Source organism: Vibrio cidicii (assembly GCF_009665415.1).
Classification (GTDB): domain Bacteria; phylum Pseudomonadota; class Gammaproteobacteria; order Enterobacterales; family Vibrionaceae; genus Vibrio; species Vibrio cidicii.
Genome location: NZ_CP035921.1, coordinates 873,213 through 896,334, shown reverse-complemented (window position 1 = coordinate 896,334; position 23,122 = coordinate 873,213). Strand labels below are relative to the sequence as shown.

Below are 23,122 nucleotides of genomic sequence, written 5' to 3'. Positions count from 1 at the left end.
TTCTTCTGTCGCGCTTGATGTTGATAGAATGTTCAGTCCTATTCTATTCATCAGATCAATGTCGGTGAAATTAGGGTATATACTTGTAGGGTTCGTGAGCAAAGGGGATGAAATATGATCCAAGAAGTCATAGAAACGAAGCTGCACAATACGTTTGAGCCAGATTATCTGAGCGTCGTAAACGAGAGTTACATGCATAACGTGCCACCAGGCTCAGAAAGTCACTTCAAAGTCATTGTAGTGAGTAACATATTTGAAGGGCAGAGATTGCTTGCCCGTCATCGTCAAGTGAATCAAGCCTTGGCCGATGAACTGAATAATCACATCCATGCCTTGGCGATTCACACTTATACTGAGAAAGAGTGGCGATTAGAACGCGGTGGCGCGCCAGATAGCCCAATGTGTATGGGCGGTAGCCGTGTTTAAAATCGGACTTTGTACGAAGGTTAGTTTGTTTGATGGAAGGTTGGCTTGTTTGATGATTGAGGGAAAGATGGTGTAAGCCATCTTTTTTTATGTTCATCAATTGTTCGCTTTTTCAGCGATACTGATTAAAAAATGTATTAACAGCGTTTCAACAAATGACTGTAACAAATGATGCGCCAAGATCGATAGTTCCTGCCTATGCCATAGGTTTGTCGTCCGGTTGCCATTTGTGCGACGTGTCAAAGTTATGAACAATAGTTAGCCTATATCTCTCAATTCATTCGAAATAAAACGGCTAATGCGTTTATTGGTCATGGCATCAAGTTCGTAAAAGGTGCTAAAATATCGCACCTGATAAATCTCTCCAATTTCATGTGAAGAGATTTTTAAAAGGATGTTGCGATTTTGGCGTTTAAAACGACGTCAAAACCGGACACAAATGTCGTGTCTAAAAGTTACGCAATCAAAAGAATCTTTTTCCCGATAAAAGTAGTGCAAGTGCGTATGATTACAATAAAAAAGGGTTTGGACCTTCCTATCGCAGGAACTCCTACCCAGGTGATTAATGATGGCAAAGCCATCAAAAAAGTCGCCTTGCTTGGCGAAGAGTACGTTGGCATGCGTCCTACGATGCATGTACGCGTAGGTGATGAAGTGAAGAAAGCCCAAATTCTTTTTGAAGACAAAAAGAACCCTGGCGTGAAATTTACTTCTCCAGTGAGTGGTAAAGTTATCGAAGTTAATCGTGGCGCGAAACGTGTCCTTCAATCGGTTGTGGTTGAAGTGGCGGGTGACGAGCAGATTACTTTCGATAAGTTTGAAGCTAGTCAACTGGCAGGTCTTGATCGCGCTGCGATTAAAACTCAACTGGTTGAGTCTGGTCTTTGGACTGCTCTGCGTACTCGTCCGTTCAGTAAGGTTCCGGCAATCGAGTCTTCAACTAAGGCGATTTTCGTTACAGCTATGGATACTAATCCATTGGCAGCGAAACCTGAGTTGATTATCAACGAACAAGCTGAAGCTTTCGTTGCTGGATTGGATGTGCTTTCCGCTTTGACTGAAGGCAAGGTTTACGTGTGTAAATCTGGCTCTAGCCTGCCACGCAGCGCGCAGTCAAATGTCGAAGAGCATGTATTTGATGGCCCGCATCCAGCTGGTCTAGCTGGCACCCACATGCATTTTCTTTACCCTGTAAATGCACAAAACGTGGCCTGGAGCATCAACTATCAGGACGTTATCGCTTTCGGTAAACTGTTCCTGACTGGTGAACTGCATGCTGAGCGCGTCATTTCTCTGGCTGGTCCGGTTGTCAACAATCCTCGCTTGGTTCGTACCGTTATCGGTGCAAGCCTAGATGAAGTGACCGACAACGAAATCATGCCTGGTGAAGTGCGTGTCATCTCTGGCTCAGTACTTTCTGGCGTTCATGCAACGGGTCCTCACGCTTATCTGGGTCGTTACCACCTGCAGGTTTCTGTTCTGCGTGAAGGTCGTGACAAAGAGTTCCTTGGTTGGGCAATGCCTGGCAAGAACAAGTTCTCTGTTACCCGTTCATTCCTTGGTCACTTATTCAAAGGTCAGTTGTTCAACATGACAACCTCGACTAACGGTAGTGATCGTTCAATGGTACCGATTGGCAACTACGAAAAAGTACTGCCGCTCGACATGGAGCCAACGCTGTTGCTTCGTGATCTTTGTGCTGGTGACTCTGACAGTGCGCAAAGCCTAGGTGCTTTGGAGCTGGACGAAGAAGATCTCGCACTATGTACCTTTGTATGTCCAGGCAAATACGAGTACGGTCAGCTACTGCGTGAATGCCTCGACAAGATTGAGAAGGAAGGGTAATTTTCATGGGCCTCAAAAAGTTTCTTGAAGATATCGAGCATCACTTTGAGCCGGGTGGTAAACATGAAAAATGGTTTGCCCTGTATGAAGCTGTCGCAACAGTTTTCTACACACCGGGTTTAGTGACGAAAAAAAGCTCACACGTTCGTGATAGCGTTGACCTAAAACGTATCATGATCATGGTTTGGCTAGCCGTGTTCCCAGCGATGTTCTGGGGTATGTACAACGCGGGTGGACAAGCAATTGCCGCGCTCAATCATATGTATGCTGGTGATCAGCTGGCAGCAATTGTTGCTGGCAACTGGCACTACTGGTTGACCGAAATGTTCGGTGGCACACTGGCCGCTGATGCAGGTTGGGGCAGCAAAATGCTGCTGGGTGCGACTTACTTCCTGCCTATCTACGCGACGGTATTCATCGTTGGTGGTTTCTGGGAAGTGCTGTTCTGTATGGTGCGTAAACACGAAGTAAACGAAGGTTTCTTTGTGACTTCTATCTTGTTCGCACTGATTGTTCCGCCAACACTTCCACTATGGCAAGCAGCACTGGGTATTACCTTCGGTGTGGTTGTTGCGAAAGAAGTCTTCGGTGGTACTGGTCGTAACTTCCTGAACCCAGCTCTCGCGGGCCGTGCATTCCTATTCTTCGCCTACCCAGCGCAAATCTCGGGTGACTTAGTTTGGACTGCTGCGGACGGTTTCTCTGGTGCAACTGCTCTGAGCCAATGGGCGCAAGGCGGTAACGGTGCGCTAGTGAATGCCGCAACTGGTCAAGCGATCACTTGGATGGATGCCTTCATTGGTAACATTCCTGGTTCAATCGGTGAAGTATCGACACTGGCTCTCGCGATCGGCGCTGCGTTTATCGTGTACATGGGTATTGCTTCATGGCGCATCATCGCGGGTGTGATGATCGGTATGATCGCTCTGTCTACCCTGTTCAACGTGATTGGTTCAGACAGCAATGCGATGTTCAACATGCCTTGGCATTGGCACTTAGTTTTAGGTGGTTTTGCATTCGGTATGTTCTTCATGGCGACCGATCCAGTATCAGCTTCGTTTACCAACAATGCGAAATGGGCCTATGGCATTCTGATTGGCATCATGTGTGTGCTGATTCGCGTGGTCAACCCTGCATATCCAGAAGGCATGATGCTAGCGATTCTATTCGCTAACCTATTTGCTCCTCTGTTCGACCACATCGTTGTTGAGAAAAACATCAAGCGGAGACAAGCGCGCTATGGCAAGTAATAACGACAGCATTAAAAAGACGTTGGCTGTTGTTGTCGGGTTGAGCCTTGTTTGTTCAATCATCGTATCGGCAGCGGCAGTAGGTCTGCGTGATAAGCAAAAAGCAAACGCAGTCCTAGATAAACAAAGTAAGATTGTCGAAGTAGCTGGCATTACAGAAAAAGGTTCTGTCCCTGAACTGTTTGCCAAATACATCGAACCACGTTTGGTTGATTTTAAATCTGGCGACTTTGTTGAAGGTGATGCATCTACATTTGACCAACGTAAAGCAGCGAAAGATCCTGCGGAATCGATCAAGCTATCTGCCGATCAGGATGCCGCAAAAATCCTTCGTCGTGCAAACACGGGTGTGGTTTATCTGGTTAAAGATGGCGCTCAAGTGTCTAAGGTAATCATTCCGGTTCACGGCAACGGTCTTTGGTCAATGATGTACGCGTTTGTTGCAGTAGAAACTGACGGCAATACCGTATCTGGTATCACTTATTACCAACAAGGTGAGACTCCGGGATTGGGTGGCGAAGTAGAAAACCCTTCTTGGCGTGCGCAATGGGTTGGTAAGAAACTGTTTGACAAAAACCACCAGCCAGCGATCAAAATCGTCAAAGGTGGCGCTCCAGCAGGTTCTGAGCATGGTGTTGACGCTCTCTCAGGCGCAACATTGACCAGTAACGGCGTTCAACACACATTCGACTTCTGGTTAGGTGACATGGGCTTTGGTCCGTTCCTAGCTAAAGTTCGTGACGGAGGTCTGAACTAATGTCTAGCGCAAAAGAGCTGAAAAAGAGCGTGCTAGCGCCAGTATTGGACAACAACCCAATCGCGCTACAAGTTCTTGGTGTTTGTTCTGCATTGGCAGTGACAACCAAACTGGAAACGGCGTTTGTTATGACTTTAGCGGTAATGTTTGTTACTGCATTTTCTAACTTCTTCGTTTCACTGATCCGTAACCACATTCCTAACAGCGTGCGTATCATCGTGCAGATGGCGATCATCGCATCACTAGTAATCGTGGTTGACCAAATCCTGAAAGCGTACTTGTACGACATCTCTAAACAGTTGTCTGTATTCGTTGGTCTGATTATTACCAACTGTATCGTAATGGGTCGTGCAGAGGCGTTCGCGATGAAGTCTGCACCAATCCCGTCGTTCATCGACGGTATTGGTAATGGTTTAGGCTATGGCTTCGTTTTGATCACCGTTGGTTTCTTCCGCGAGCTTTTAGGCTCTGGCAAACTGTTCGGTATGGAAGTGATGCCACTGATCAGCAATGGTGGCTGGTATCAACCAAACGGCCTAATGCTGTTGGCACCTTCAGCGTTCTTCCTGATCGGTTTCATGATTTGGGCGATTCGTACGTTCAAGCCTGAACAAGTAGAAGCGAAGGAGTAAGGTCGTCATGGAACATTATATTAGTTTGCTGGTTAAATCGATTTTCATCGAGAACATGGCACTGTCTTTCTTCTTGGGTATGTGTACCTTCTTGGCTGTATCAAAGAAAGTAAAGACATCGTTTGGTCTAGGTGTTGCGGTTGTGGTGGTTCTGACCATTTCCGTTCCGGTTAACAACTTGGTGTATAACCTAGTGTTGAAGCCAGATGCATTGGCTCCGGGAGTGGATCTAAGCTTCCTGAACTTTATTACCTTTATCGGTGTAATTGCGGCACTGGTACAGATTCTAGAAATGATCCTCGATCGCTTCTTCCCGCCTCTGTACAACGCGCTGGGCATCTTCCTACCGCTGATCACAGTAAACTGTGCGATCTTCGGTGGTGTATCTTTCATGGTACAACGTGACTACAACTTTGCTGAATCTGTCGTGTACGGTTTCGGTTCTGGTGTGGGCTGGATGCTAGCTATCGTCGCTCTTGCAGGTATCCGTGAGAAAATGAAGTACTCTGACGTACCTCCTGGTCTGCGTGGTTTGGGTATTACCTTCATCACAGCAGGTTTGATGGCGCTAGGCTTTATGTCTTTCTCTGGTGTTCAACTGTAAGTCGGGTAAACCGCAACAATAAAGGAATAGTCAATGGACATTATTCTTGGTGTAGTGATGTTTACTCTGATTGTTCTAGCTCTAGTGCTGGTGATTTTGTTCGCCAAGTCTAAGCTGGTACCAACAGGTGACATTACAATCTCTATCAATGGCGATCCTGCAAAAGCGATCGTAACGCAGCCAGGCGGCAAACTGCTGAGTGCGCTGGCTGGTGCTGGTGTGTTCGTTTCGTCTGCTTGTGGTGGTGGTGGCTCATGTGGTCAGTGCCGCGTAAAAATCAAATCTGGCGGTGGTGACATTTTGCCTACCGAGCTTGACCACATTACTAAAGGTGAAGCACGTGAAGGTGAGCGTCTGGCTTGTCAGGTTGCCGTGAAGAACGATCTGGATCTGGAACTTCCAGAAGAGATCTTCGGCGTTAAGAAGTGGGAATGTACGGTTATCTCTAACGATAACAAAGCGACATTCATCAAAGAGCTTAAGCTGCAGATCCCTGATGGTGAGTCTGTACCATTCCGTGCGGGTGGTTACATTCAGATTGAAGCGCCTGCACACGAAGTGAAGTACGCAGATTACGATGTACCGGAAAAATTCCGTGGTGATTGGGACAAATTCAACCTGTTCCGTTATGTTTCAAAAGTGGATGAGCCGATTATCCGTGCTTACTCCATGGCAAACTATCCGGAAGAGTTTGGCATCATCATGCTGAACGTTCGTATCGCGACACCGCCACCAAACAATCCAAACGTACCACCGGGTCAGATGTCTTCTTACATCTGGTCGCTAAAAGCGGGTGATAAGTGTACGATTTCTGGTCCGTTTGGTGAGTTCTTCGCCAAAGATACCGATGCAGAAATGGTCTTCATTGGTGGTGGTGCAGGTATGGCACCAATGCGTTCACACATTTTCGACCAGCTAAAACGTCTGCAGTCTAAACGTAAGATGTCTTTCTGGTATGGTGCGCGTTCTAAGCGTGAAATGTTCTACGTAGAAGATTTCGATGGCCTAGCGGCGGAAAACGAAAACTTCGTGTGGCACTGTGCGCTGTCTGATCCGCAACCAGAAGATAACTGGGATGGTTACACTGGCTTCATCCACAACGTACTGTACGAAAACTATCTGCGCGATCACGATGCGCCAGAAGATTGTGAATACTACATGTGTGGTCCACCAATGATGAACGCGGCTGTTATCGGCATGCTGAAAGATCTTGGTGTTGAAGACGAAAACATCCTACTGGATGACTTCGGTGGTTAATTCCGCTAAGTGACTGAAACTATGGCTGGCTCTTGTGGGTCAGCCATTCTTTTTTCTTATTAAATGTTTTTGACGCAATAGAGTTGATATAGAAAATGGAGGTCAAATTTTGCACCTATTTTCTATATCCATTCCACAATAGGAGTTAAACAAGTGAAAAAGTGGCTTGTTGCATTTGCTTCTCTATTGATTCTCGCTGGTTGTGAAAAGCCTGCAGAACAAGTTCATCTTAGCGGCCCAACCATGGGCACGACGTATAATATAAAATACATCGTTCAATCCGACATCCCGAGCGCAGAAGCGATCCAAACCGAAGTGGATCGCTTGTTGGAAGAAGTTAACGATCAGATGTCGACTTATCGCAAAGATTCAGAGCTGAGCCGTTTTAACCAATACCAAGGTTCAGAGCCGTTTACTGTTTCTGAGCAAACCGCAACGGTAGTGAAGGAAGCCATTCGTCTTAATCAGTTGACCCAAGGAGCGTTGGATGTCACGGTCGGGCCGTTGGTCAATCTGTGGGGATTTGGCCCAGAAGCGCGCCCAGAAGTGGTGCCGAGCGATGCGGAACTCTCAGAGCGTAAAGCTAACACTGGTATTCATCATCTGAGAGTTGATGGTAATAAACTGAGCAAAGACCTGCCGCATCTGTATGTGGATCTTTCTACCATTGCGAAAGGTTGGGGAGTTGATGTGGTTGCTGATTACATCCAATCACAAGGCATTCACAACTATATGGTTGAAGTGGGCGGAGAGATTCGCCTGAAAGGCGTCAACCGTGAAGGTATTCCTTGGCGTATTGCTGTCGAAAAGCCCTCTGTTGAAGAACGTGCGATTCAAGAAATTATTGAGCCGGGTGATATGGCGATTGCCACTTCTGGCGATTATCGCAACTATTTTGAGCGCGATGGGGTCCGTTATTCACATATAATTGACCCGACGACCGGTAAACCAATCGCCAATAAAGTGGTGTCGGTGACGGTGTTGGATAAGTCGTCCATGACCGCCGATGGCTTAGCGACGGGACTGATGGTGCTTGGCGATATCAAAGGAATGGAATTGGCCAACCAAAACAACATCCCCGTACTGATGATTGTAAAAACGGATGACGGTTTTAAAGAGCTGGTTTCTAAAGCCTACCAACCATTTGTGAAAAAATGACAGGATTGAGTTTAAGCGTATGAGTACATTTCTAATTACCTTTGCGGTGTTTGTTACGGTGATTACCGCGATGGCAGTGGGTTATATCTTCCAGAAAAAAGTGGTGAAAGGAAGTTGTGGTGGTTTGGGCGCGGTTGGTATTGAAAAAGTCTGCAACTGCCCAGAACCGTGTGATGCGCGTAAAAAGCGTGAAGCACGAGAAGCGGCCCGGGCACAAAAACTCTCAGAGTGGGAAAAAGACCGCATAGCATGACCTTGTCATTACTCAACCCAGCTTCGGCTGGGTTGTTTTTTCTTTGCAGGGGTATGTGCTAGCACTTGGTTCTATACTTAGGAAATTGGACTTGAAAACCGTTGTGATGTCAGGAGGTACTATGCAACTTCATCAACACGGCATGGCTGAGCTGTTTGAACAGTTAGGGCTTGGCAGTTCACCTAGGGAGATAGATGAGTTTATCGACGCTCACCGTTATCCACGCGACACCACACCACTGCACCAGGCCAGTTTTTGGACCCAAGCTCAAGCGAGTTTTCTGCGTGAAGCGATTGAAGAAGATGCAGATTGGGCAGAGTTGGTCGACCAGTTAGACGTGATGCTGCGCAAATAATGTTAGCCCATGGCGTGACATCAGCGACGTCTTGCTTTGCAAAATCGATTGTCGTTATTATACTGTTTTTTTAAACAGTATTGTCTGGGCGCAAAATGTCAGAACGCGTGAGAAAAATCATTCACGTTGATATGGATTGTTTCTATGCCGCAGTAGAAATGCGCGACAATCCCGATTATCGTGGCCGCCCTTTGGCGGTCGGTGGACATGAAAAGCAGCGAGGGGTACTCAGTACCTGTAATTACGAGGCGCGCAAATTTGGTGTGCGCAGTGCTATGCCAACCGCGCAAGCGCTCAAGATTTGCCCTTCATTACTGGTGGTGCCGGGAAGGATGCAGGTGTATGTCCAGGTCTCGCGACATATCAGGGAAATCTTCTCCCGCTATACCGACCTTATCGAACCGCTTTCGTTGGACGAAGCGTACCTAGACGTCAGCGACTCCACCCAATGTCATGGTTCTGCCACGTTAATCGCACAAGCGATTCGCCGTGATATCTGGCAGGAACTGCAACTGACAGCATCAGCCGGAGTCGCGCCAATTAAGTTTCTCGCCAAAGTGGCTTCGGATATGAACAAACCCAACGGACAATTTGTGATTCCGCCAGAGAAAGTGCAGGAGGTGGTGGATAAACTGCCGCTGGAAAAGATCCCTGGGGTTGGCAAAGTGAGCCTAGAAAAACTCCATCAAGCAGGCTTCTATCGTTGTGAAGACATTAAAAACAGTGATTATCGCGAGCTGCTACGCCACTTTGGCCGTTTAGGGGGATCGTTGTGGAAACGCAGTCATGGCATTGATGAACGCGAAGTGGTGGTTGAACGTGAACGAAAATCCGTTGGCGTTGAACGCACTTTTAGTCAGAACATCTCCAGTTATCAAGAGTGCTGGCAAGTGATTGAAGAAAAGCTCTATCCCGAGTTGGAAAAGCGTTTGCAAAAAGCCAACCCAGACAAAGCGATTATCAAGCAAGGGATCAAAATGAAATTTGCCGACTTCCAACTCACCACCATTGAACATGTGCACAGTGAGCTGGATTTGGCCTATTTTCGTCAGTTGCTACAAGATGTTCTGCAACGGCAAAAAGGGCGCGAGATTCGCCTGCTTGGATTGAGCGTGATGCTAAAACCGCAAGAACAAACTCGGCAACTTAGCTTTTTCTAAGCTGCTCTACTTGTTGGTAAACCTTGCTGTATGGCACGCTCTCAAGCTTGGCGAAACCCGTTAGCTTCTTGGCTTTCAGTTTGGTCAGCAATGGCGTATTGATGCCACAGAGAAAACGAGTGATCAACTCCGCGCTCAATGGCGTTGCACTTTGCGCTTGTAACTCATCGAGCCAATCCTGCGCCTTGTCGTTTGGAAAAGTTTGCTCCACTTCAAGCGGCAGATGCGCCACTTGGCCTCGGCACACCGAACAATGTCCGCAGTGCTTTGGCGCTTGGCTGTCGGCAAAATAGCTGGCAAGGGTGTAGCTTAGGCAGGAATCTGCTTGGAAAAAGTCGAGCATCTGATGTATGCGAGCGACATCACTCCGCTCTTTGTCCTTGAACAGTTGATACAAGCGCTCAGCTAGCGTGCTAAGTGGCTCTTGGAACGGAAACACCCGATAGACATCGGTCATCTGTTTACTTTCCAGTTCGATCCAACCTTGCTGATGAAAATACTCTAACGCGGCCACTATGCGCTGTCTTTCGGCGCGGTAGGTGAGCCAAAGTGCTTCGAAATCGGTTTGACACCATACTCTGGATTGTGCAGAGCAGTGGAAAATGGCCTCCACAAACTGGCGTCTTTCACCGGAAAAGCGCTGCAAAATCGCATTGGCGCTGTCGATAAATTTGAAACGATAATCAGCAAAATAGGCAAACTGCGCTTCGATTTGCCCAGCCAGTTCGAGATAAACCAACAGCGTTTTTAGCGGCAGTTGACGGATATTGGCCTCATTTGCCAACCTATTTAGCATCACTTCCCATCGCTCACCCGCATTGGCAATTTGCCTCAAAACATGTTCAATGTCGGCCAGCTCTGGGGTATCTCCGTAGACAAAGTTTTCCAGCACGCTCAAGCCATTTTGATTGGCGAGCAGAATGCACTGTGACGCCTTTCCATCACGTCCGGCACGGCCAATTTCTTGCGCATAATTTTCAATCGATTTGGGCAAGTCAAAGTGGATTACGCGGCGAATATCGGCTTTATCGACGCCCATACCAAAGGCGATGGTAGCGACAATGCAATCGAGTTCGCCTTGCATAAACTGCCTTTGAATGGCGTCACGCACGCTGTGATCGAGACCTGCGTGGTAAGCCGCCACTTTCACACCCGCAGTTTGTAGCATTTGAGCGACAACTTCAGCCGTGTGCTGCAAAGTAACGTATACAATGGTTGGCGCATGAGGGTCTTGCGCCAACAAACTTAACAAGGCCTCGCCTTTATTCTCCTCGCGACAAGGCGAGACACAGAGATCCAAGTTTGGGCGATAAAAGCCAGTAATCGTGACATGCTGTGGCGCGATGGCGAATTTATCCTGCATATCCTTGACCACTGCTTGAGTAGCCGTTGCGGTGAGCAGCAGCACTTGGGGAATGTTTAATGCACGTTGGTATTGAGGCAGTTTGAGATAATCTGGGCGAAAATTGTGGCCCCATTCCGAGATACAGTGCGCCTCATCGACCACCATGAGCGAGATAGCCACTTCTGAGATAAATTGACGAAAGCGTTCATTCTTCAGCCGCTCAACCGAGATCATCAACACCTTTATTTGCCCCTGTTTGACGGCGTTCATCACCGCCTGAGTCTCTTCTTTGGCTTGACCTGATTCGATGGCCGCAGCGGCAATGCCTTTGCTGTGCAGAAAAGCGAGTTGATCTTTCATCAGAGCAATCAGTGGGGAAACGACCAAAGTTAAGTGAGGTAGGCACAGGGCCGGAAGCTGATAGCAGAGTGACTTGCCAGAACCTGTGGGGAATATGGCCGCGGCCGAGTGTCCCGACAGCACGTTGTCTATCACCGTTTGTTGTCCGTGGCGCAAACGGTCAAAGCCAAATACCGATTTGAGTGTTGCTTCGAGGTTCATCTCGCTCATGTTCCATTCTCTCCTGTGACGTTCTTGATTATCATAACCGGAAAGCCAGCAAATCTCATGGTGTAGAAGAAGGACAATAGTATGAATCAAGTGGAGAAATCCGTCAGTTTACGGCCTTGATGTGTACGATAAGTTGTGACAATTTACTGACAAAATACCTATTACGAGCTGTTATAGTTTGGCGAAAATCGTTAAGGAAGCGCCATGAAAAAGCTAGCCGTTTTGATCTCCATGCTAACCACATTCTCGGTTTCTGCGGCGCAGTGCCGTGTCGACATCAAAAATGAAATTCGCCTCGACGGTGAAGCGGTGGAAGTTCATCAACAAAATGGTGATAAAGCTCGCGTCGATAGCCAAAACAATCTCTACATTCACGGGGAAAAGATCGAACTCAGCCAAGATCAACAAGCCGCTATCGAATCTTATCGTGAAAACCTCAACGCCTATCTGCCAAAAGCAAAGCAATTAGCTGCCGATGGATTAGCGTTTGCTAATGATGTGATTGATGACGTCGCAGCCAGTTTGGATGCGCCTGGCGCTTTTGATAACGTCAAACAGGCGGTGGGTAAGTTCTTCGCCGAGGTTGAATCGCGTTATTACCAAGAGGGCGAGTTGGTTCTGCCGGCGGAGAGTTTCTCTTCGATGACCCAATCTTGGCGAGAGGATTTCCAGCGCGCTCAAGAGATTTTCAATAAAGAGTTTTTTGCCAGCGCCTTTGAGGCTCTTTCGAGCAAAATGAAAGGCGAGGGTGGCTTTAACCTCTCAGTGCTCTCAGACAGCATGGCTGAGCTTAAGAAAAAGGTCGAAGAGAAGGTAAAAGCGCATAGCAAAGAGGTGGAAAAGCAGACACAAGATTTCTGTGACTCACTGGATGACATGGCGGCGCAAGAGCAAGAGATGCTGAAAAAAATTCCAGAACTGAAGAACTATCAAGTCTTTACTATTTAACACGTGTATTGTATCGGGTTGTGATGAACTGACGAAGTAAAGAGAGCACCGATTGAGGTGCTCTCTTGTTATAGACACTCGCACTTAGCGGGCATTCATTTGCGTTAATTTATCTCCCACAGGTTTGGAGAAATTGAACCCATCATGCTCATCCCAGTTAATTGACCACGTCATCACGCCACCAAAATTCGGGTAGTTGAACGCCGGTCGCACCGTGGAACATTTTGTGCCTAATGTTAAACAATCGAGTGCATCTAGGATATTTTGAGTCGGCGCTTGGCCAGAGTTAGCTGAGCTTGGCCCTGAAGGAAGGCCAATGGCTACCTGGTCGTCGCGAAGCGGCTCAAAACGAGTGCCATCGGCGAGTTCAAAGCCTTCGATCAACATCTTAGATTGTGCAACCATCATATCGACAGAGCCTTCAGGAGCGGCGCCCGGTAGGTAAGGGTTGGGTAATCCACCATTGTTGTAGAGCTGAACATGAAGTAAGTCGAGTGTGCTACGAGTGGCGTTAATGACCGGAATGTAGGCTCCCCAAATTCCGCTGTAGGCCACCATACCGCCTTGAACGTAAGGATGTTCTGGTGCCATGGTGAGGTACATGTCACCACCGATATTTTGTTCAATTTGCAGTAGGGCTCTGCCCAATCTTGCCTGAATTTGCGAACCGTGGACAAGGTTTGAGCCACTTTCTAGATCCACATCGAGTCCATCAAATCCCCATTCTTTGATCAGTGCGGTTAAGCTAGAAACAAAATTCGCTTCATCTTGATCGCTATTCAGAGTAATGGTGCCTTCTGCTCCGCCAAGGGAAAGTACAAACTTTTTACCTTGCGCTTGCAGTGTCGCCATATCTTGTTTGAACTGGACCGGATCAAGCGGCGCACAACTGCTGTAAATATCCCCTGAGTAAAGGTTGAAGTGGACGGTGCCATTGCTGTTGCGATCGTTGTCAGCAAAAGCAATATCAATCACATCCCATGCGTTTGACATGTCTGCGAGACGTATCGGACAGCCAGCCCCATTTACAAAGTTGTGCCAGTAGCCAATCAGTTTGTGGCGTTTTTCCGACTGTTCAACCACTTTGATTGCCGCCGCTTCCGAGAGTGCTTGATTACCCGCTAAGTCGACGGCTTGAGCACTGACGGTAAAGTTACCGATCGCCGCAGGTGTCCAAGAGACAGAGTACGGAGCGCTATTGTCGGTTGCAATCACACTGCCGTTGACGACAAAGTCGACTTGCTTAATCGCGGAAGTGAGGGAGGTCGCGTCGGCACTTAGGGTCACGTTTTTCCCCAAACCCACCGTTTGGCCAGCCGTTGGTGAAGTGAGCGTGACGACAAGCGCTTGATCACTGACCGTGACATTGACCACCGACTCACTCACGTTGTTGTCATTGTCGGTTGCGATCGCTTTTAGCTGATTGGCCCCAACGAAAGTGGCACTCCAAGTCTGTGCGTAGGGAGGCTGAGTCACCACTCCTAAGCTCGAGTTATTGGCGAAAAACTCGACTTGGGTGACGCTGCCATCGGCATCACTAGCATCAGCGCTGAGGGTTAGGTTACTGCCTGCGAGTACCACCGCACCGTCATTCGGTGAGGTGATGGTAATTTGCGGTGGGGTTGAGCACGCGCCCAATCCACTCCAAGCATCTTGCCAGTATTGGCCTACGCCAGGCTCGTAAGCCCAAGCGGCATCAGAAGAACACCAGCCTGCGACATCGCAACGGTATTTCTGATTGAGATTGGAGACCAGCGTACCCGCTTCGTAGCGTGTGCCAGCCAGATAAGGAGCCACGTCCGCGCAGCCACCAGAATGGCTGCCACTGACAACCAATGAGACGTTTTGGCTCATGGTGGTTAAATTGGCATCATCGGTCGCTTGTGCTTTGAATGTATGGGTGCCCGCAACCGCATTCCAGAGGTACTCGTAAGGCGCGTTGGTATCTACAAAGACCGATTGATTATCGACGAAGAACTCCACTTGCGTCACGATGCCATCGCTGTCTGCCGCTTGAGCGCTCACTACTAAGCGGTCTTTATCGCTCAGTGTTTCACTTCCGGTTGGGCTGGTCAGAGAAATCGTTGGTGGCGCAAGCTCTCCCTGGGGCAACACGCTGATGTTGACGTTGGTGGACTGGATTGCCCCTTCATTGTCCATGGCAATGGCCGTTAATTGAGAGGTACCTTTCACCGCTGTCCATGGGGTTTCAAATGGTGCTTGTGTGACCACCGCAATCAATTGTGTTCCTGCAAGAAACTTGACTTGGCTAACTTGGCCATCTTCATCGCTGGCATTCGCCAACAAAGTGATGCTCGCGCCTTCAGGAATTTCTGCATTATTGGTTGGAGAAGAGAAGGTGATGCTTGGTGGTAGATTACCTCCACCGTTGTCACATTGCCCAAGCGATTTCCATGCCTCCCAAGGGCCAGAGTTCGTGACAGGATCATTGCCTTGAGTCCAGTAGGCGGCTTCGAATGCTTGGTTCTCTTTTTGAACTTGACTACCGGATGTGTAGATCTCGCTGCTATTCCATGTCGCTAGGCTTTGGCAGTTATAAGCCTGCGCTTGATAGCTGACGCCAAGCGCACTGATCAGCGCGCTTGATAACAAAGTGACTCTCATTTTTCTCTCCATTAATAAAAATATCTCAAGAGTAATAAGTAGCCAAGTTGGAGCGTTTTGCAGGCTAAATTGCTGATTAAATGATATTTACTCCCTCGATATCACGTACAGTTCACTGATATCACAGCACTCGACATCAATTTTTCGGCGCACTTCAAGGTGTTCTATGGAAAGTAAAGCTGGTGTGTATGGCAAATTTTACGATGTGATTGTCTGATATTTTTGTTAAGTGTCGAGTTATTGACCAGTTGAAGATTGTTATGCCAAACATGTTTCTGTATTGTACTAGCTAACTAGTTCACAAGTGCAGTTAGGTCGTATGTCACAGCAAACAACTTCTCAACCGAGGGAACATTTTGGTTCTCGATTAGGCTTTATTCTAGCGGCAGCGGGTGCGGCTGTTGGCTTAGGGAATATTTGGGGCTTCCCGACACAAGCCGCCTCAAATGGTGGTGGTGCTTTTCTTTTAGTTTATTTAGTCATGATTTTGATCGTTGCTTTTCCAATGCTGGTGGTGGAGATGGCGATTGGTCGTCATGGGCAAGCAAACCCCGTCGATAGTATGCGCGCACTCACCGGTCACCCTGTCGGTAAAAAAGTTGGTGGGCTGGTTGGTTGGATTGGTCTTAGCGTGCCAAGCGCCGTGTTGGCGTTTTATTCCATCGTCGGTGGTTGGATCATCTGCTTTATGCTAGGAGCCATCACCGATCTGCTCAGTCTCGATGCAGCCAGTGCGTGGTTTAAAGGCTTTAGCGCTGAGCGTAACCTGTTTGGTACCCTGGTTTTCTATGTGCTGACGATTTTGATTGTGCAAGGTGGCGTGAAACAAGGTATTGAAAAGTGGTCAACCCGCTTAATGCCAGCTCTGTTTGTGCTCTTTGCTGTGCTGTTTGTCTATATCATGACGCAAAATGGCGCGATGGAAGGGCTAAAACACTACCTAGTGCCTGATTTCGATAAGGTGTGGGATAGAAAACTGATTCTGGCGGCTATGGGACAAGGTTTCTTCTCGTTAACCATTGGTGGCTGTTCAATGCTGATCTACGGTTCGTACCTCAGCAAAAAAGAGAACTTACCGAAAATGGCCATGAATGTCACACTGGTCGATACTGCTGTGGCCTTTATTGCCGGTTTGGTTGTGCTGCCTGCGATGTTTGTTGCGATGCAGAAAGGGGTGCAAATCTATGCGGAAGATGGCTCTTTACTGAGCTCAGACACGCTGGTGTTTACCGTGCTACCGCTGATGTTTGATAGCTTGGGGCTTCTCGGTCAGATATTTGCTGTGGTGTTTTTCTTGCTGCTGACGATTGCCGCGCTCACTTCTTCTATCTCGATGTTGGAGTGCCCAGTTGCGCTTGTCGGTGAGCGCTTTAATACCAAACGCAGCACCACGAGTTGGGTCTTGGGTGGCCTCATTGCCCTGTTCAGTGTGGTGATTGTGTACAACTTCGGCGCGCTGTTTGGGTTGGTGGCCACCGTCGCAACGCAGTATCTTCAGCCTACCGCTGCTCTGATGTTCTGTTTGTTTGGTGGTTGGGTGTGGAGCCGCTCTAGCAAGATCAAAGAACTTGAACAAGGCAACCCTGAGTTCACCTTGGGGTGGTTTGGTAAAGTTTGGCCTTCGTATGTGAAGTTCGTTTGTCCGGTGCTGGTGGCAACGGTGATTTGGGCTTCTTTTGGTTAACGCCAGAGAGCAGTAGATAAAAAAGCTTGATGCGGTGGCATCAAGCTTTTTACGTTAATAGGTTCTAGGATCTATCGAAATTGTCCAGCGTCGGGCAGAAACTCAAAACCCGCGGTGGCCAATTTGGCTTCTAATGCTGCACGATCAATATCGAAATAACACACGAGTTTATCGAGGTCACCGGCAAAATCGTCCCGCAGCTTCATGTTGACGATGCTCATCAACATGATCGGATCCATGGATGCAAAGTTTGCCAAGTTCATCAATCAGTCCTCAAAATCGGAAATGAGTAAGTTGGCGGCGGCAAAAGCGGCTTTCTCACGGGTTTCTTTCGGTAGTGATTCATCTGCCGCAATATCATTCAATGCTTTCACTGCACATGAAATGGCTTGTGGAATGTACCCTTGATCACCACTACCAATTTGAGCGTAAAGCTCACGAACTAACTCACAACAGCCGTATACTTGCATGGCGTTTTCCTTGAACTTAAACAAATGATAACTGCTCTCAAATATACACAGTGTGGTTTTGAAACTCAAAGCTCAGAGTTGTTTTGGCGCAAGTTAATGCTCCCCCTGAGCAAAGATTCATCAACGCAATTGCAGTTCAAGTTGTTCGAGGACTTCAGGAGCCAGCTGTAGCTGCTTAGCCAGTTCTTGCAAATACGCTTTTTCCATAAAGCTTTGTTCGTCCGCGATGATCAGCGAGGCGAGGTAAATTTCACTTGCTTGTTGTGGTGATGTCGCTAACTTGGCAATGTCGGTTGGGTCGAGGGGCTTTTGTAGCTCTTGTTGAACGAGTTGTCGCACCCGTTCATCGGCGTTCATCTCACTGAGCGCTTGCTCTATCTGGGCCATTTCTTGCTGGTCAATATGACCATCTGCTTTGGCCATCGCAATCATCGCTTTGATGATCAGCACTGAGTGGTGATTGTCTTGTGGGTCGTAAGCTTCCGTCACGCCAGTGTTTGGTTGAGTTCCTTGCCAGTCGTTGTAAACCTTATAAGCCAACGCACCTAAGGCTGCGGCGCCACCAATTTTGAGTGCATTCTTGCCGAGCTTCTTGGCCATCTTTCCGCTTTTTTTCGAACCCATCAGCATGCCGATGAGGCCGCCACCCAATGCGCCAGCACCGAGTGTTTTGAGTTGACTGGCGTTGGTGTTGTTTTTGAGATTTTGGGTCTGTTTGTTCAATGCCTCTGAACCTTGTTTTAAAAGATCAGAGTTGAGTGCTTGATTTATAAGGCTTTTTAGATCCATGACGACTCTCCTGACTAAACATAAGGCAAGCATAACGGGAGAAATCTGAACCAAAGATTAATAGAAAAGGGATTGGCCTTGACCAATCCCTTTTAACTGTTGTTATAACACAGAGCTCGGTGTTATTTCAGTTGCGCTTTGATGTGCTCAACGATATCCGCCATCGCGACAGGTGTTTTTTCACCAGAACGACGGTTCTTATACTCAAAGTGACCTTCGTCCATGCTGCGATCGCCAATCACGATAGTGTGAGGGATACCGATCAGTTCCATATCAGAGAACATCACACCAGGGCGCTCTTTACGGTCATCGAACAGCACTTCGATACCCATAGCGGTCAGTTCAGCGTAAAGCTTTTCCGCCGCTTCTTGAACGCGCTCAGATTTGTGCATGTTCATTGGTACAATAGCGACTTGGAAAGGTGCGAGTGCGTCTGGCCAAATGATGCCGTATTTGTCGTTGTTTTGTTCGATAGCCGCTGCAACAACGCGAGAAACACCGATACCGTAACAACCCATCTCTAGGATCACGTTTTTACCGTTGGAATCGAGCACGCCACAGTTCATCGCTTCAGAGTACACATTACCGAGTTGGAAAATGTGACCCACTTCGATACCACGTTTGAGCATCAATGTGCCTTTTCCACATGGACTTGGATCGCCTTCGACGACGTTACGTAGGTCAGCAACTTGGCCAAGCTCTACATCACGACCCCAGTTAATACCGAAGTAGTGTTTGCCATCGATGTTTGCGCCCGCACCGAAATCGCTCATTACTGCTACAGAGCGGTCAACGATAAATGGTAACTTAAGGCCGACAGGCCCAAGCGAACCTGCACCGGCACCAATCAGTTCACGCATCTCTTCTTCCGTTGCCATCTCTAAAGGCGTTGCAACTTCAGCAAGGTTTTCTGCTTTGATTTCGTTGAGTTCGTGGTCACCACGGATGATAAGAGCAACGATAGGCGCTTCAATGGCATCCGACGCTTTAACGAATAACGTCTTAACGGTTTTCTCGATTGCGATGCCGTGCTGTTCAACCAGTTCAGCGATGGTTTTAGCGTTTGGCGTATCAACTAGCGTCATCTCTTGCGTTGGCGCTGCACGCTCAACCGCAGGAGCAACGGCTTCTGCTTTCTCGATGTTGGCTGCGTAATCGGATTCAGTCGAGAAGGCGATCAGGTCTTCACCACTTTCAGCCAGTACGTGGAACTCCTGAGAGCCGTTACCACCGATCGCACCTGAATCTGCGAGAACAGGGCGGTACTCAAGACCCATGCGGTCAAACGCTTTGCAGTAAGCATCGTGCATCGCTTGGTAAGATTTTTCCAGACCAGCTTTGTCGATATCGAAGCTGTACGCATCCATCATGCAAAATTCACGTGCACGCATAACACCAAAACGTGGACGACGCTCATCGCGGAATTTGGTTTGGATTTGGTATAGGTTGATCGGTAGCTGTTTGTACGAGCTCACTTCGTTACGCACAAGTGCAGTGATCACTTCTTCTGCTGTTGGGCTGAGTACAAACGGACGAACATGGCGGTCAGTAAAGCGAAGAAGTTCCGGGCCCATTTTTTCAGAGCGGCCAGTCTCTTCCCATAGTTCAAACGGCTGCACAACGGGCATCAAGGTTTCAATTGCACCTGCATTGTCGATCTCTTGACGAACGATGTTTTCGACTTTACGCAGTACACGTAGACCGGTAGGCAGCCAGGTATAAAGACCTGAAGCCAGCTTACGGATCATACCTGCACGTAGCATGAGCTGATGGCTCACTACTTCTGCGTCGTTTGGAGTCTCCTTCAGAGTAGAAAGAAGATATTTACTGGTACGCATTCTATGGTATCCGTTTCATCATGTTTAAAAGCCCCTCAGCAAAGAGGGAGTAAAATTAAGCCTTCTATAATATCAGCCATTGCTCAATGTCAAAAGCGTTCAATAGAGGTTACCGTCACTAACTTGTCGGTTACGATAAATTTCACGTTCAAATCGAACAAATTTACCGCGTATTGCTTCTCATCGGCGCGACTTTTCTTGTAAGCCGGGCGCGGATCTTGCGCTAACACCTGAGCGATAACCTCACGCTCGTGTGCGCCAGTGGCTTTCTTTTGCAGCGTCTGCTCGGCCTGTTCGCTAAATTGCACTAAAGCTTGTTCGGGCGCTTGCTCTGCGTACCCACCTTGTGCCTCGGGAATGGCATCGGAGTAGGGGATGTAGGGTTTGATATCGATAATCGGCGTGCCATCAACCAGATCGACACTCCCCAACTCAAGATAGATCTGCTCACCCTGTTTGCTCACGCCTTTAAGCTCGACGGCTGACATGCCGATGCCATTGGGGCGAAACGTTGAGCGCGAAGCAAACACGCCAACCCGTTCATTGCCCCCTAAACGCGGTGGACGCACGGTTGGCTTCCAGCCAGCGTCAAGGTTTTGATCAAACAGAAACAGCAGCCAAAGGTGTGAGAACTGTTCTATCCCTCTGACCGCTTCAGGGCTATTGGCCGTGCCACTCAGTTTGACTCTGGCACTGGCAGCAGGCACCAACCTTGGCTGACGAGGGACGGCAAATTTTTCTTTATACGGACTTTGGATAATACCGATGGGTTCGATGGCGTACATAGCGTTTGTGGAGGCTGAATAAAGAATGCAGCAAAGCTACCACACTTTTTTACTTGCAACTCTTTTTGATAATAACTATCATTTGCTATGTTATATTGTAACACTTAATTGCGAAGGAAATTAAATGAAACCGGGAATCCATCCTCAATACCGCCAAGTGGTGTTTCATGACACCAGCGTCGATAAATATTTCTTGATCGGATCAACATTGCAAACCGATCGCACCATTGAGTGGGAAGATGGCCAGACGTACCCTTATTTCACCATTGAGGTGTCATCGGAATCTCATCCGTTTTACACCGGCAAACAGCGTGTGGTGCAAAAAGAGGGTCGAGTGGCAAATTTCAACCGCCGTTTTGGCCAATTTAACAAAGAAACGGAGCAGTAAAATGAAAGTATTATCGTCGCTAAAAAGTGCCAAAAGCCGCCACCCTGATTGCCAAATCGTCAAACGCAGAGGGCGCTTGTATGTGATTTGCAAATCCAATCCTCGTTTTAAAGCGGTACAAAAGTAGGCGAAGTATCAAATGGTTAGTTGTAAACAGATATCGTACGCAGTAATGATTTTCTCTTGATTATAATTCTGGTAAATATTTGTTTTATAGATGATGTAACCATTTATGAATCAGAACGTGGTCATAAATACGGCTATTTTGCAATAATTTGTAACATTTGTAATTTTTATTTCCCTCCTTGCTCAAGTACCCTGCGCCAGCTTTTGACATTTCTGTCACATTTGCTCGGGAAAAACTACAAGGAGGGAACAGATGAGCTCATCTGCTTCAATAAATCAATCTTCACCAAAGAAGTCGCTGTTTACGCGTTTTCTTGATTCGGTGGAATATTTGGGGAACTTGTTACCCCATCCCATCACTCTATTTGCCCTTTTCTGTTTGGCGATCTTAATTTCATCTGGCATTGCCGGTTATTTCGAGGTGTCTGTCGCCGACCCTCGCCCAGAAGGTGCGAAAGGTCGCGCCGCCGATGGTATGATCCACGTGGTCAGTCTGCTCAATGCGGATGGTCTTGAACTGATCGTCACCAATCTGGTGAAAAACTTTGTTGGCTTTGCGCCGCTAGGGACGGTTCTGGTGGCGATGCTGGGCGTGGCGATTGCCGAATATTCGGGTTTATTGTCTGCGGCCATGCGTGGTCTGGTTATGGGCGCATCAAAGCGCATGGTGACGGTCACGGTGGTATTCGCGGGCATCATCTCCAACACGGCTTCTGAGCTTGGCTACGTGGTGTTGATCCCACTGGCAGCGATGTTATTCCATTCGCTTGGTCGCCATCCATTGGCCGGCCTTGCTGCGGCATTTGCCGGTGTGTCAGGTGGTTACTCGGCAAACCTGTTGATTGGTACGGTGGATCCACTGCTGTCGGGAATTACCGAAACCGCGGCACAAATGATTGATCCGAGCTACACCGTTGGCCCGGAAGTCAACTGGTACTTCATGTTTGTCTCAACGTTTGTGATTGCGGGTTTGGGCGCGTTTGTGACGGAGAAAATTGTCGAGCCGAAACTGGGCAAATACAACGATGAAGAAGCCTCAGAAGATCTTAGCCAAGACAAAATGGGCTCATTGACCGCGCTGGAGAAAAAAGCCCTCAAGCTTGCTGGTCTGGCAACGCTGCTGGTCTCGGCACTTTTGGCCTGGACCGTAGTTCCTGCCGACGGCATTCTGCGCTCTGATGCGGGCACGATTGCCGGCTCCCCATTTTTGAAAAGCATCGTCGCGTTCATTTTCGTCTTCTTCGCCGTACCGGGATTTGTCTACGGTAAAGTGGTCGGCACGATGAAAAGCGACCGTGATGTGATTAATGCGATGTCGAAATCGATGTCGTCGATGGGTATGTACATCGTTCTGGTGTTCTTTGCGGCGCAGTTTGTTGCCTTCTTTAAATGGACTAACTTTGGTCAAGTATTTGCCGTTGCAGGCGCTGAATTCCTGCAAGAGATCGGCTTAACCGGTCCAATGCTGTTTTTTGCCTTCATCTTGATGTGTGGCTTTATCAACCTGATGATTGGCTCAGCCTCTGCGCAATGGGCCGTGACCGCACCCATTTTCGTACCTATGCTGATGCTGGTGGGTTATGCGCCAGAAGTGATTCAGGCCGCTTACCGTATCGGTGACTCGACCACGAACATCATCACGCCAATGATGAGCTACTTTGGTTTGATCCTTGCCGTTGCCACCCGCTACATGAAAAACCTTGGTATAGGCACCTTGATTGCAGTCATGCTGCCGTACTCTCTGGTGTTCATTGTTGGTTGGAGCCTGCTCTTCTACGTGTGGGTGTTCGTCTTTGGCCTGCCTGTTGGTCCGGGCGCAGCGACGTACTACACGCCTTAACGTGCTGAACAAAAGAA

General features: G+C 48.1%; 23 protein-coding genes. 16 read left to right on the top strand and 7 right to left on the bottom strand.

Annotated elements, in window-relative coordinates; genetic code table 11:
* Window positions 1–114 precede the first annotated feature (114 nt).
* The 11 genes from EWA64_RS05100 to dinB all read left to right on the top strand — a co-directional run bounded on the left by EWA64_RS05100 (window position 115) and on the right by dinB (window position 9,697).
* The gene (locus tag EWA64_RS05100; RefSeq protein WP_061894957.1) at window positions 115–426 is read left to right on the top strand and encodes a BolA/IbaG family iron-sulfur metabolism protein; all 312 of its coding nucleotides are present in this window, start codon (window positions 115–117) and stop codon (window positions 424–426) included.
* 504 nt (window positions 427–930) lie between these two features.
* A complete protein-coding gene (locus EWA64_RS05095; protein WP_082796687.1) occupies window positions 931–2,271 on the top strand; it encodes a Na(+)-translocating NADH-quinone reductase subunit A in 1,341 nt (446 codons plus the stop codon).
* 5 nt (window positions 2,272–2,276) lie between these two features.
* A complete protein-coding gene (locus EWA64_RS05090) occupies window positions 2,277–3,521 on the top strand; it encodes an NADH:ubiquinone reductase (Na(+)-transporting) subunit B (RefSeq protein WP_061894955.1) in 1,245 nt (414 codons plus the stop codon).
* A complete protein-coding gene (locus EWA64_RS05085; RefSeq protein WP_061894954.1) occupies window positions 3,511–4,278 on the top strand; it encodes a Na(+)-translocating NADH-quinone reductase subunit C in 768 nt (255 codons plus the stop codon). The genes EWA64_RS05090 and EWA64_RS05085 overlap by 11 nt, the downstream gene beginning before the upstream one ends.
* Complete coding sequence (locus EWA64_RS05080) at window positions 4,278–4,910, top strand: NADH:ubiquinone reductase (Na(+)-transporting) subunit D (protein ID WP_061894953.1); 633 nt, start codon at window positions 4,278–4,280, stop codon at window positions 4,908–4,910. Before EWA64_RS05085 ends, EWA64_RS05080 begins: the two co-directional genes overlap by 1 nt.
* A 7-nt stretch (window positions 4,911–4,917) precedes the next feature.
* A complete protein-coding gene (gene nqrE, locus EWA64_RS05075) occupies window positions 4,918–5,514 on the top strand; it encodes an NADH:ubiquinone reductase (Na(+)-transporting) subunit E (RefSeq protein WP_039430321.1) in 597 nt (198 codons plus the stop codon).
* A 33-nt stretch (window positions 5,515–5,547) separates the two neighbouring features.
* Window positions 5,548–6,771 carry an NADH:ubiquinone reductase (Na(+)-transporting) subunit F gene (gene nqrF, locus EWA64_RS05070; RefSeq protein WP_061894952.1) on the top strand — a complete coding sequence of 408 codons (1,224 nt, stop codon included), beginning with the start codon at window positions 5,548–5,550 and terminating at the stop codon, window positions 6,769–6,771.
* Between the two features lie 153 nt (window positions 6,772–6,924).
* Entirely contained in the window at window positions 6,925–7,929 is a 1,005-nt protein-coding gene (locus EWA64_RS05065; protein ID WP_061894951.1) for an FAD:protein FMN transferase, read from the top strand.
* Between the two features lie 19 nt (window positions 7,930–7,948).
* Complete coding sequence (gene nqrM, locus EWA64_RS05060; RefSeq protein WP_061894950.1) at window positions 7,949–8,182, top strand: (Na+)-NQR maturation NqrM; 234 nt, start codon at window positions 7,949–7,951, stop codon at window positions 8,180–8,182.
* 121 nt (window positions 8,183–8,303) lie between these two features.
* Window positions 8,304–8,537: a DUF2789 domain-containing protein gene (locus EWA64_RS05055; protein WP_061894949.1), complete on the top strand. Its 234-nt coding sequence runs from the start codon at window positions 8,304–8,306 to the stop codon at window positions 8,535–8,537.
* 95 nt (window positions 8,538–8,632) lie between these two features.
* A complete protein-coding gene (dinB, locus tag EWA64_RS05050) occupies window positions 8,633–9,697 on the top strand; it encodes a DNA polymerase IV (RefSeq protein ID WP_061894948.1) in 1,065 nt (354 codons plus the stop codon).
* Here dinB and EWA64_RS05045 read toward each other — a convergent pair.
* On the bottom strand, window positions 9,684–11,603 hold the full coding sequence (locus EWA64_RS05045) for a RecQ family ATP-dependent DNA helicase (RefSeq protein ID WP_425315137.1): 1,920 nt from the start codon (window positions 11,601–11,603) through the stop codon (window positions 9,684–9,686). The two genes, dinB and EWA64_RS05045, sit on opposite strands and share 14 nt — an antisense overlap.
* Window positions 11,604–11,816: 213 nt before the next feature.
* Here EWA64_RS05045 and EWA64_RS05040 point away from each other — a divergent pair, with 213 nt between their 5' ends.
* Window positions 11,817–12,560 carry a YggN family protein gene (locus EWA64_RS05040; protein ID WP_061894946.1) on the top strand — a complete coding sequence of 248 codons (744 nt, stop codon included), beginning with the start codon at window positions 11,817–11,819 and terminating at the stop codon, window positions 12,558–12,560.
* Between the two features lie 84 nt (window positions 12,561–12,644).
* Here EWA64_RS05040 and EWA64_RS05035 read toward each other — a convergent pair whose 3' ends face one another.
* Window positions 12,645–15,185, bottom strand: coding sequence for an Ig-like domain-containing protein (locus tag EWA64_RS05035; protein ID WP_061894945.1), 2,541 nt, complete (start codon window positions 15,183–15,185; stop codon window positions 12,645–12,647).
* Between the two features lie 319 nt (window positions 15,186–15,504).
* Here EWA64_RS05035 and EWA64_RS05030 point away from each other — a divergent pair, with 319 nt between their 5' ends.
* Complete coding sequence (locus EWA64_RS05030; RefSeq protein ID WP_061894944.1) at window positions 15,505–16,869, top strand: sodium-dependent transporter; 1,365 nt, start codon at window positions 15,505–15,507, stop codon at window positions 16,867–16,869.
* 71 nt (window positions 16,870–16,940) lie between these two features.
* Here the strand turns inward: EWA64_RS05030 and EWA64_RS05025 are convergent, their stop codons facing one another.
* The 5 genes from EWA64_RS05025 to tsaA form a co-directional block, all read right to left on the bottom strand.
* The gene (locus tag EWA64_RS05025; RefSeq protein WP_061894943.1) at window positions 16,941–17,132 is read right to left on the bottom strand and encodes a DUF4250 domain-containing protein; all 192 of its coding nucleotides are present in this window, start codon (window positions 17,130–17,132) and stop codon (window positions 16,941–16,943) included.
* A gap of 3 nt (window positions 17,133–17,135) precedes the next feature.
* Window positions 17,136–17,339, bottom strand: a complete 204-nt coding sequence (locus tag EWA64_RS05020; RefSeq protein WP_011079742.1) for a YaeP family protein — start codon at window positions 17,337–17,339, stop codon at window positions 17,136–17,138.
* Between the two features lie 120 nt (window positions 17,340–17,459).
* Window positions 17,460–18,128: a tellurite resistance TerB family protein gene (locus EWA64_RS05015; protein ID WP_061894942.1), complete on the bottom strand. Its 669-nt coding sequence runs from the start codon at window positions 18,126–18,128 to the stop codon at window positions 17,460–17,462.
* Between the two features lie 122 nt (window positions 18,129–18,250).
* On the bottom strand, window positions 18,251–19,966 hold the full coding sequence (locus tag EWA64_RS05010) for a proline--tRNA ligase (RefSeq protein WP_011079744.1): 1,716 nt from the start codon (window positions 19,964–19,966) through the stop codon (window positions 18,251–18,253).
* 89 nt (window positions 19,967–20,055) lie between these two features.
* Entirely contained in the window at window positions 20,056–20,751 is a 696-nt protein-coding gene (gene tsaA / locus EWA64_RS05005) for a tRNA (N6-threonylcarbamoyladenosine(37)-N6)-methyltransferase TrmO (protein ID WP_061894941.1), read from the bottom strand.
* A gap of 124 nt (window positions 20,752–20,875) precedes the next feature.
* On the opposite strand from tsaA, the gene EWA64_RS05000 reads away from it, so the two are divergent.
* From EWA64_RS05000 to EWA64_RS04990, 3 genes are all read left to right on the top strand, one after another.
* Entirely contained in the window at window positions 20,876–21,139 is a 264-nt protein-coding gene (locus EWA64_RS05000) for a type B 50S ribosomal protein L31 (RefSeq protein WP_039439800.1), read from the top strand.
* A gap of 1 nt (window position 21,140) precedes the next feature.
* Window positions 21,141–21,266: a type B 50S ribosomal protein L36 gene (gene ykgO / locus EWA64_RS04995; RefSeq protein WP_039430308.1), complete on the top strand. Its 126-nt coding sequence runs from the start codon at window positions 21,141–21,143 to the stop codon at window positions 21,264–21,266.
* A gap of 252 nt (window positions 21,267–21,518) precedes the next feature.
* Entirely contained in the window at window positions 21,519–23,105 is a 1,587-nt protein-coding gene (locus EWA64_RS04990) for an AbgT family transporter (protein ID WP_039430307.1), read from the top strand.
* Window positions 23,106–23,122: the final 17 nt, after the last annotated feature.

Bases quoted from the DNA above. Each gene is read 5' to 3' on its own strand.
- EWA64_RS05100 (WP_061894957.1), top strand. From the start codon at position 115: ATGATCCAAGAAGTCATAGAAACGAAGCTGCACAATACGTTTGAGCCA.
- EWA64_RS05095 (WP_082796687.1), top strand. From the start codon at position 931: ATGATTACAATAAAAAAGGGTTTGGACCTTCCTATCGCAGGAACTCCT.
- EWA64_RS05090 (WP_061894955.1), top strand. From the start codon at position 2,277: ATGGGCCTCAAAAAGTTTCTTGAAGATATCGAGCATCACTTTGAGCCG.
- EWA64_RS05085 (WP_061894954.1), top strand. From the start codon at position 3,511: ATGGCAAGTAATAACGACAGCATTAAAAAGACGTTGGCTGTTGTTGTC.
- EWA64_RS05080 (WP_061894953.1), top strand. From the start codon at position 4,278: ATGTCTAGCGCAAAAGAGCTGAAAAAGAGCGTGCTAGCGCCAGTATTG.
- nqrE (WP_039430321.1), top strand. From the start codon at position 4,918: ATGGAACATTATATTAGTTTGCTGGTTAAATCGATTTTCATCGAGAAC.
- nqrF (WP_061894952.1), top strand. From the start codon at position 5,548: ATGGACATTATTCTTGGTGTAGTGATGTTTACTCTGATTGTTCTAGCT.
- nqrM (WP_061894950.1), top strand. From the start codon at position 7,949: ATGAGTACATTTCTAATTACCTTTGCGGTGTTTGTTACGGTGATTACC.
- EWA64_RS05055 (WP_061894949.1), top strand. From the start codon at position 8,304: ATGCAACTTCATCAACACGGCATGGCTGAGCTGTTTGAACAGTTAGGG.
- dinB (WP_061894948.1), top strand. From the start codon at position 8,633: ATGTCAGAACGCGTGAGAAAAATCATTCACGTTGATATGGATTGTTTC.
- EWA64_RS05045 (WP_425315137.1), bottom strand. From the start codon at position 11,603: ATGAACCTCGAAGCAACACTCAAATCGGTATTTGGCTTTGACCGTTTG.
- EWA64_RS05040 (WP_061894946.1), top strand. From the start codon at position 11,817: ATGAAAAAGCTAGCCGTTTTGATCTCCATGCTAACCACATTCTCGGTT.
- EWA64_RS05035 (WP_061894945.1), bottom strand. From the start codon at position 15,185: ATGAGAGTCACTTTGTTATCAAGCGCGCTGATCAGTGCGCTTGGCGTC.
- EWA64_RS05030 (WP_061894944.1), top strand. From the start codon at position 15,505: ATGTCACAGCAAACAACTTCTCAACCGAGGGAACATTTTGGTTCTCGA.
- EWA64_RS05025 (WP_061894943.1), bottom strand. From the start codon at position 17,132: ATGAACTTGGCAAACTTTGCATCCATGGATCCGATCATGTTGATGAGC.
- EWA64_RS05020 (WP_011079742.1), bottom strand. From the start codon at position 17,339: ATGCAAGTATACGGCTGTTGTGAGTTAGTTCGTGAGCTTTACGCTCAA.
- EWA64_RS05015 (WP_061894942.1), bottom strand. From the start codon at position 18,128: ATGGATCTAAAAAGCCTTATAAATCAAGCACTCAACTCTGATCTTTTA.
- EWA64_RS05010 (WP_011079744.1), bottom strand. From the start codon at position 19,966: ATGCGTACCAGTAAATATCTTCTTTCTACTCTGAAGGAGACTCCAAAC.
- tsaA (WP_061894941.1), bottom strand. From the start codon at position 20,751: ATGTACGCCATCGAACCCATCGGTATTATCCAAAGTCCGTATAAAGAA.
- EWA64_RS05000 (WP_039439800.1), top strand. From the start codon at position 20,876: ATGAAACCGGGAATCCATCCTCAATACCGCCAAGTGGTGTTTCATGAC.
- ykgO (WP_039430308.1), top strand. From the start codon at position 21,141: ATGAAAGTATTATCGTCGCTAAAAAGTGCCAAAAGCCGCCACCCTGAT.
- EWA64_RS04990 (WP_039430307.1), top strand. From the start codon at position 21,519: ATGAGCTCATCTGCTTCAATAAATCAATCTTCACCAAAGAAGTCGCTG.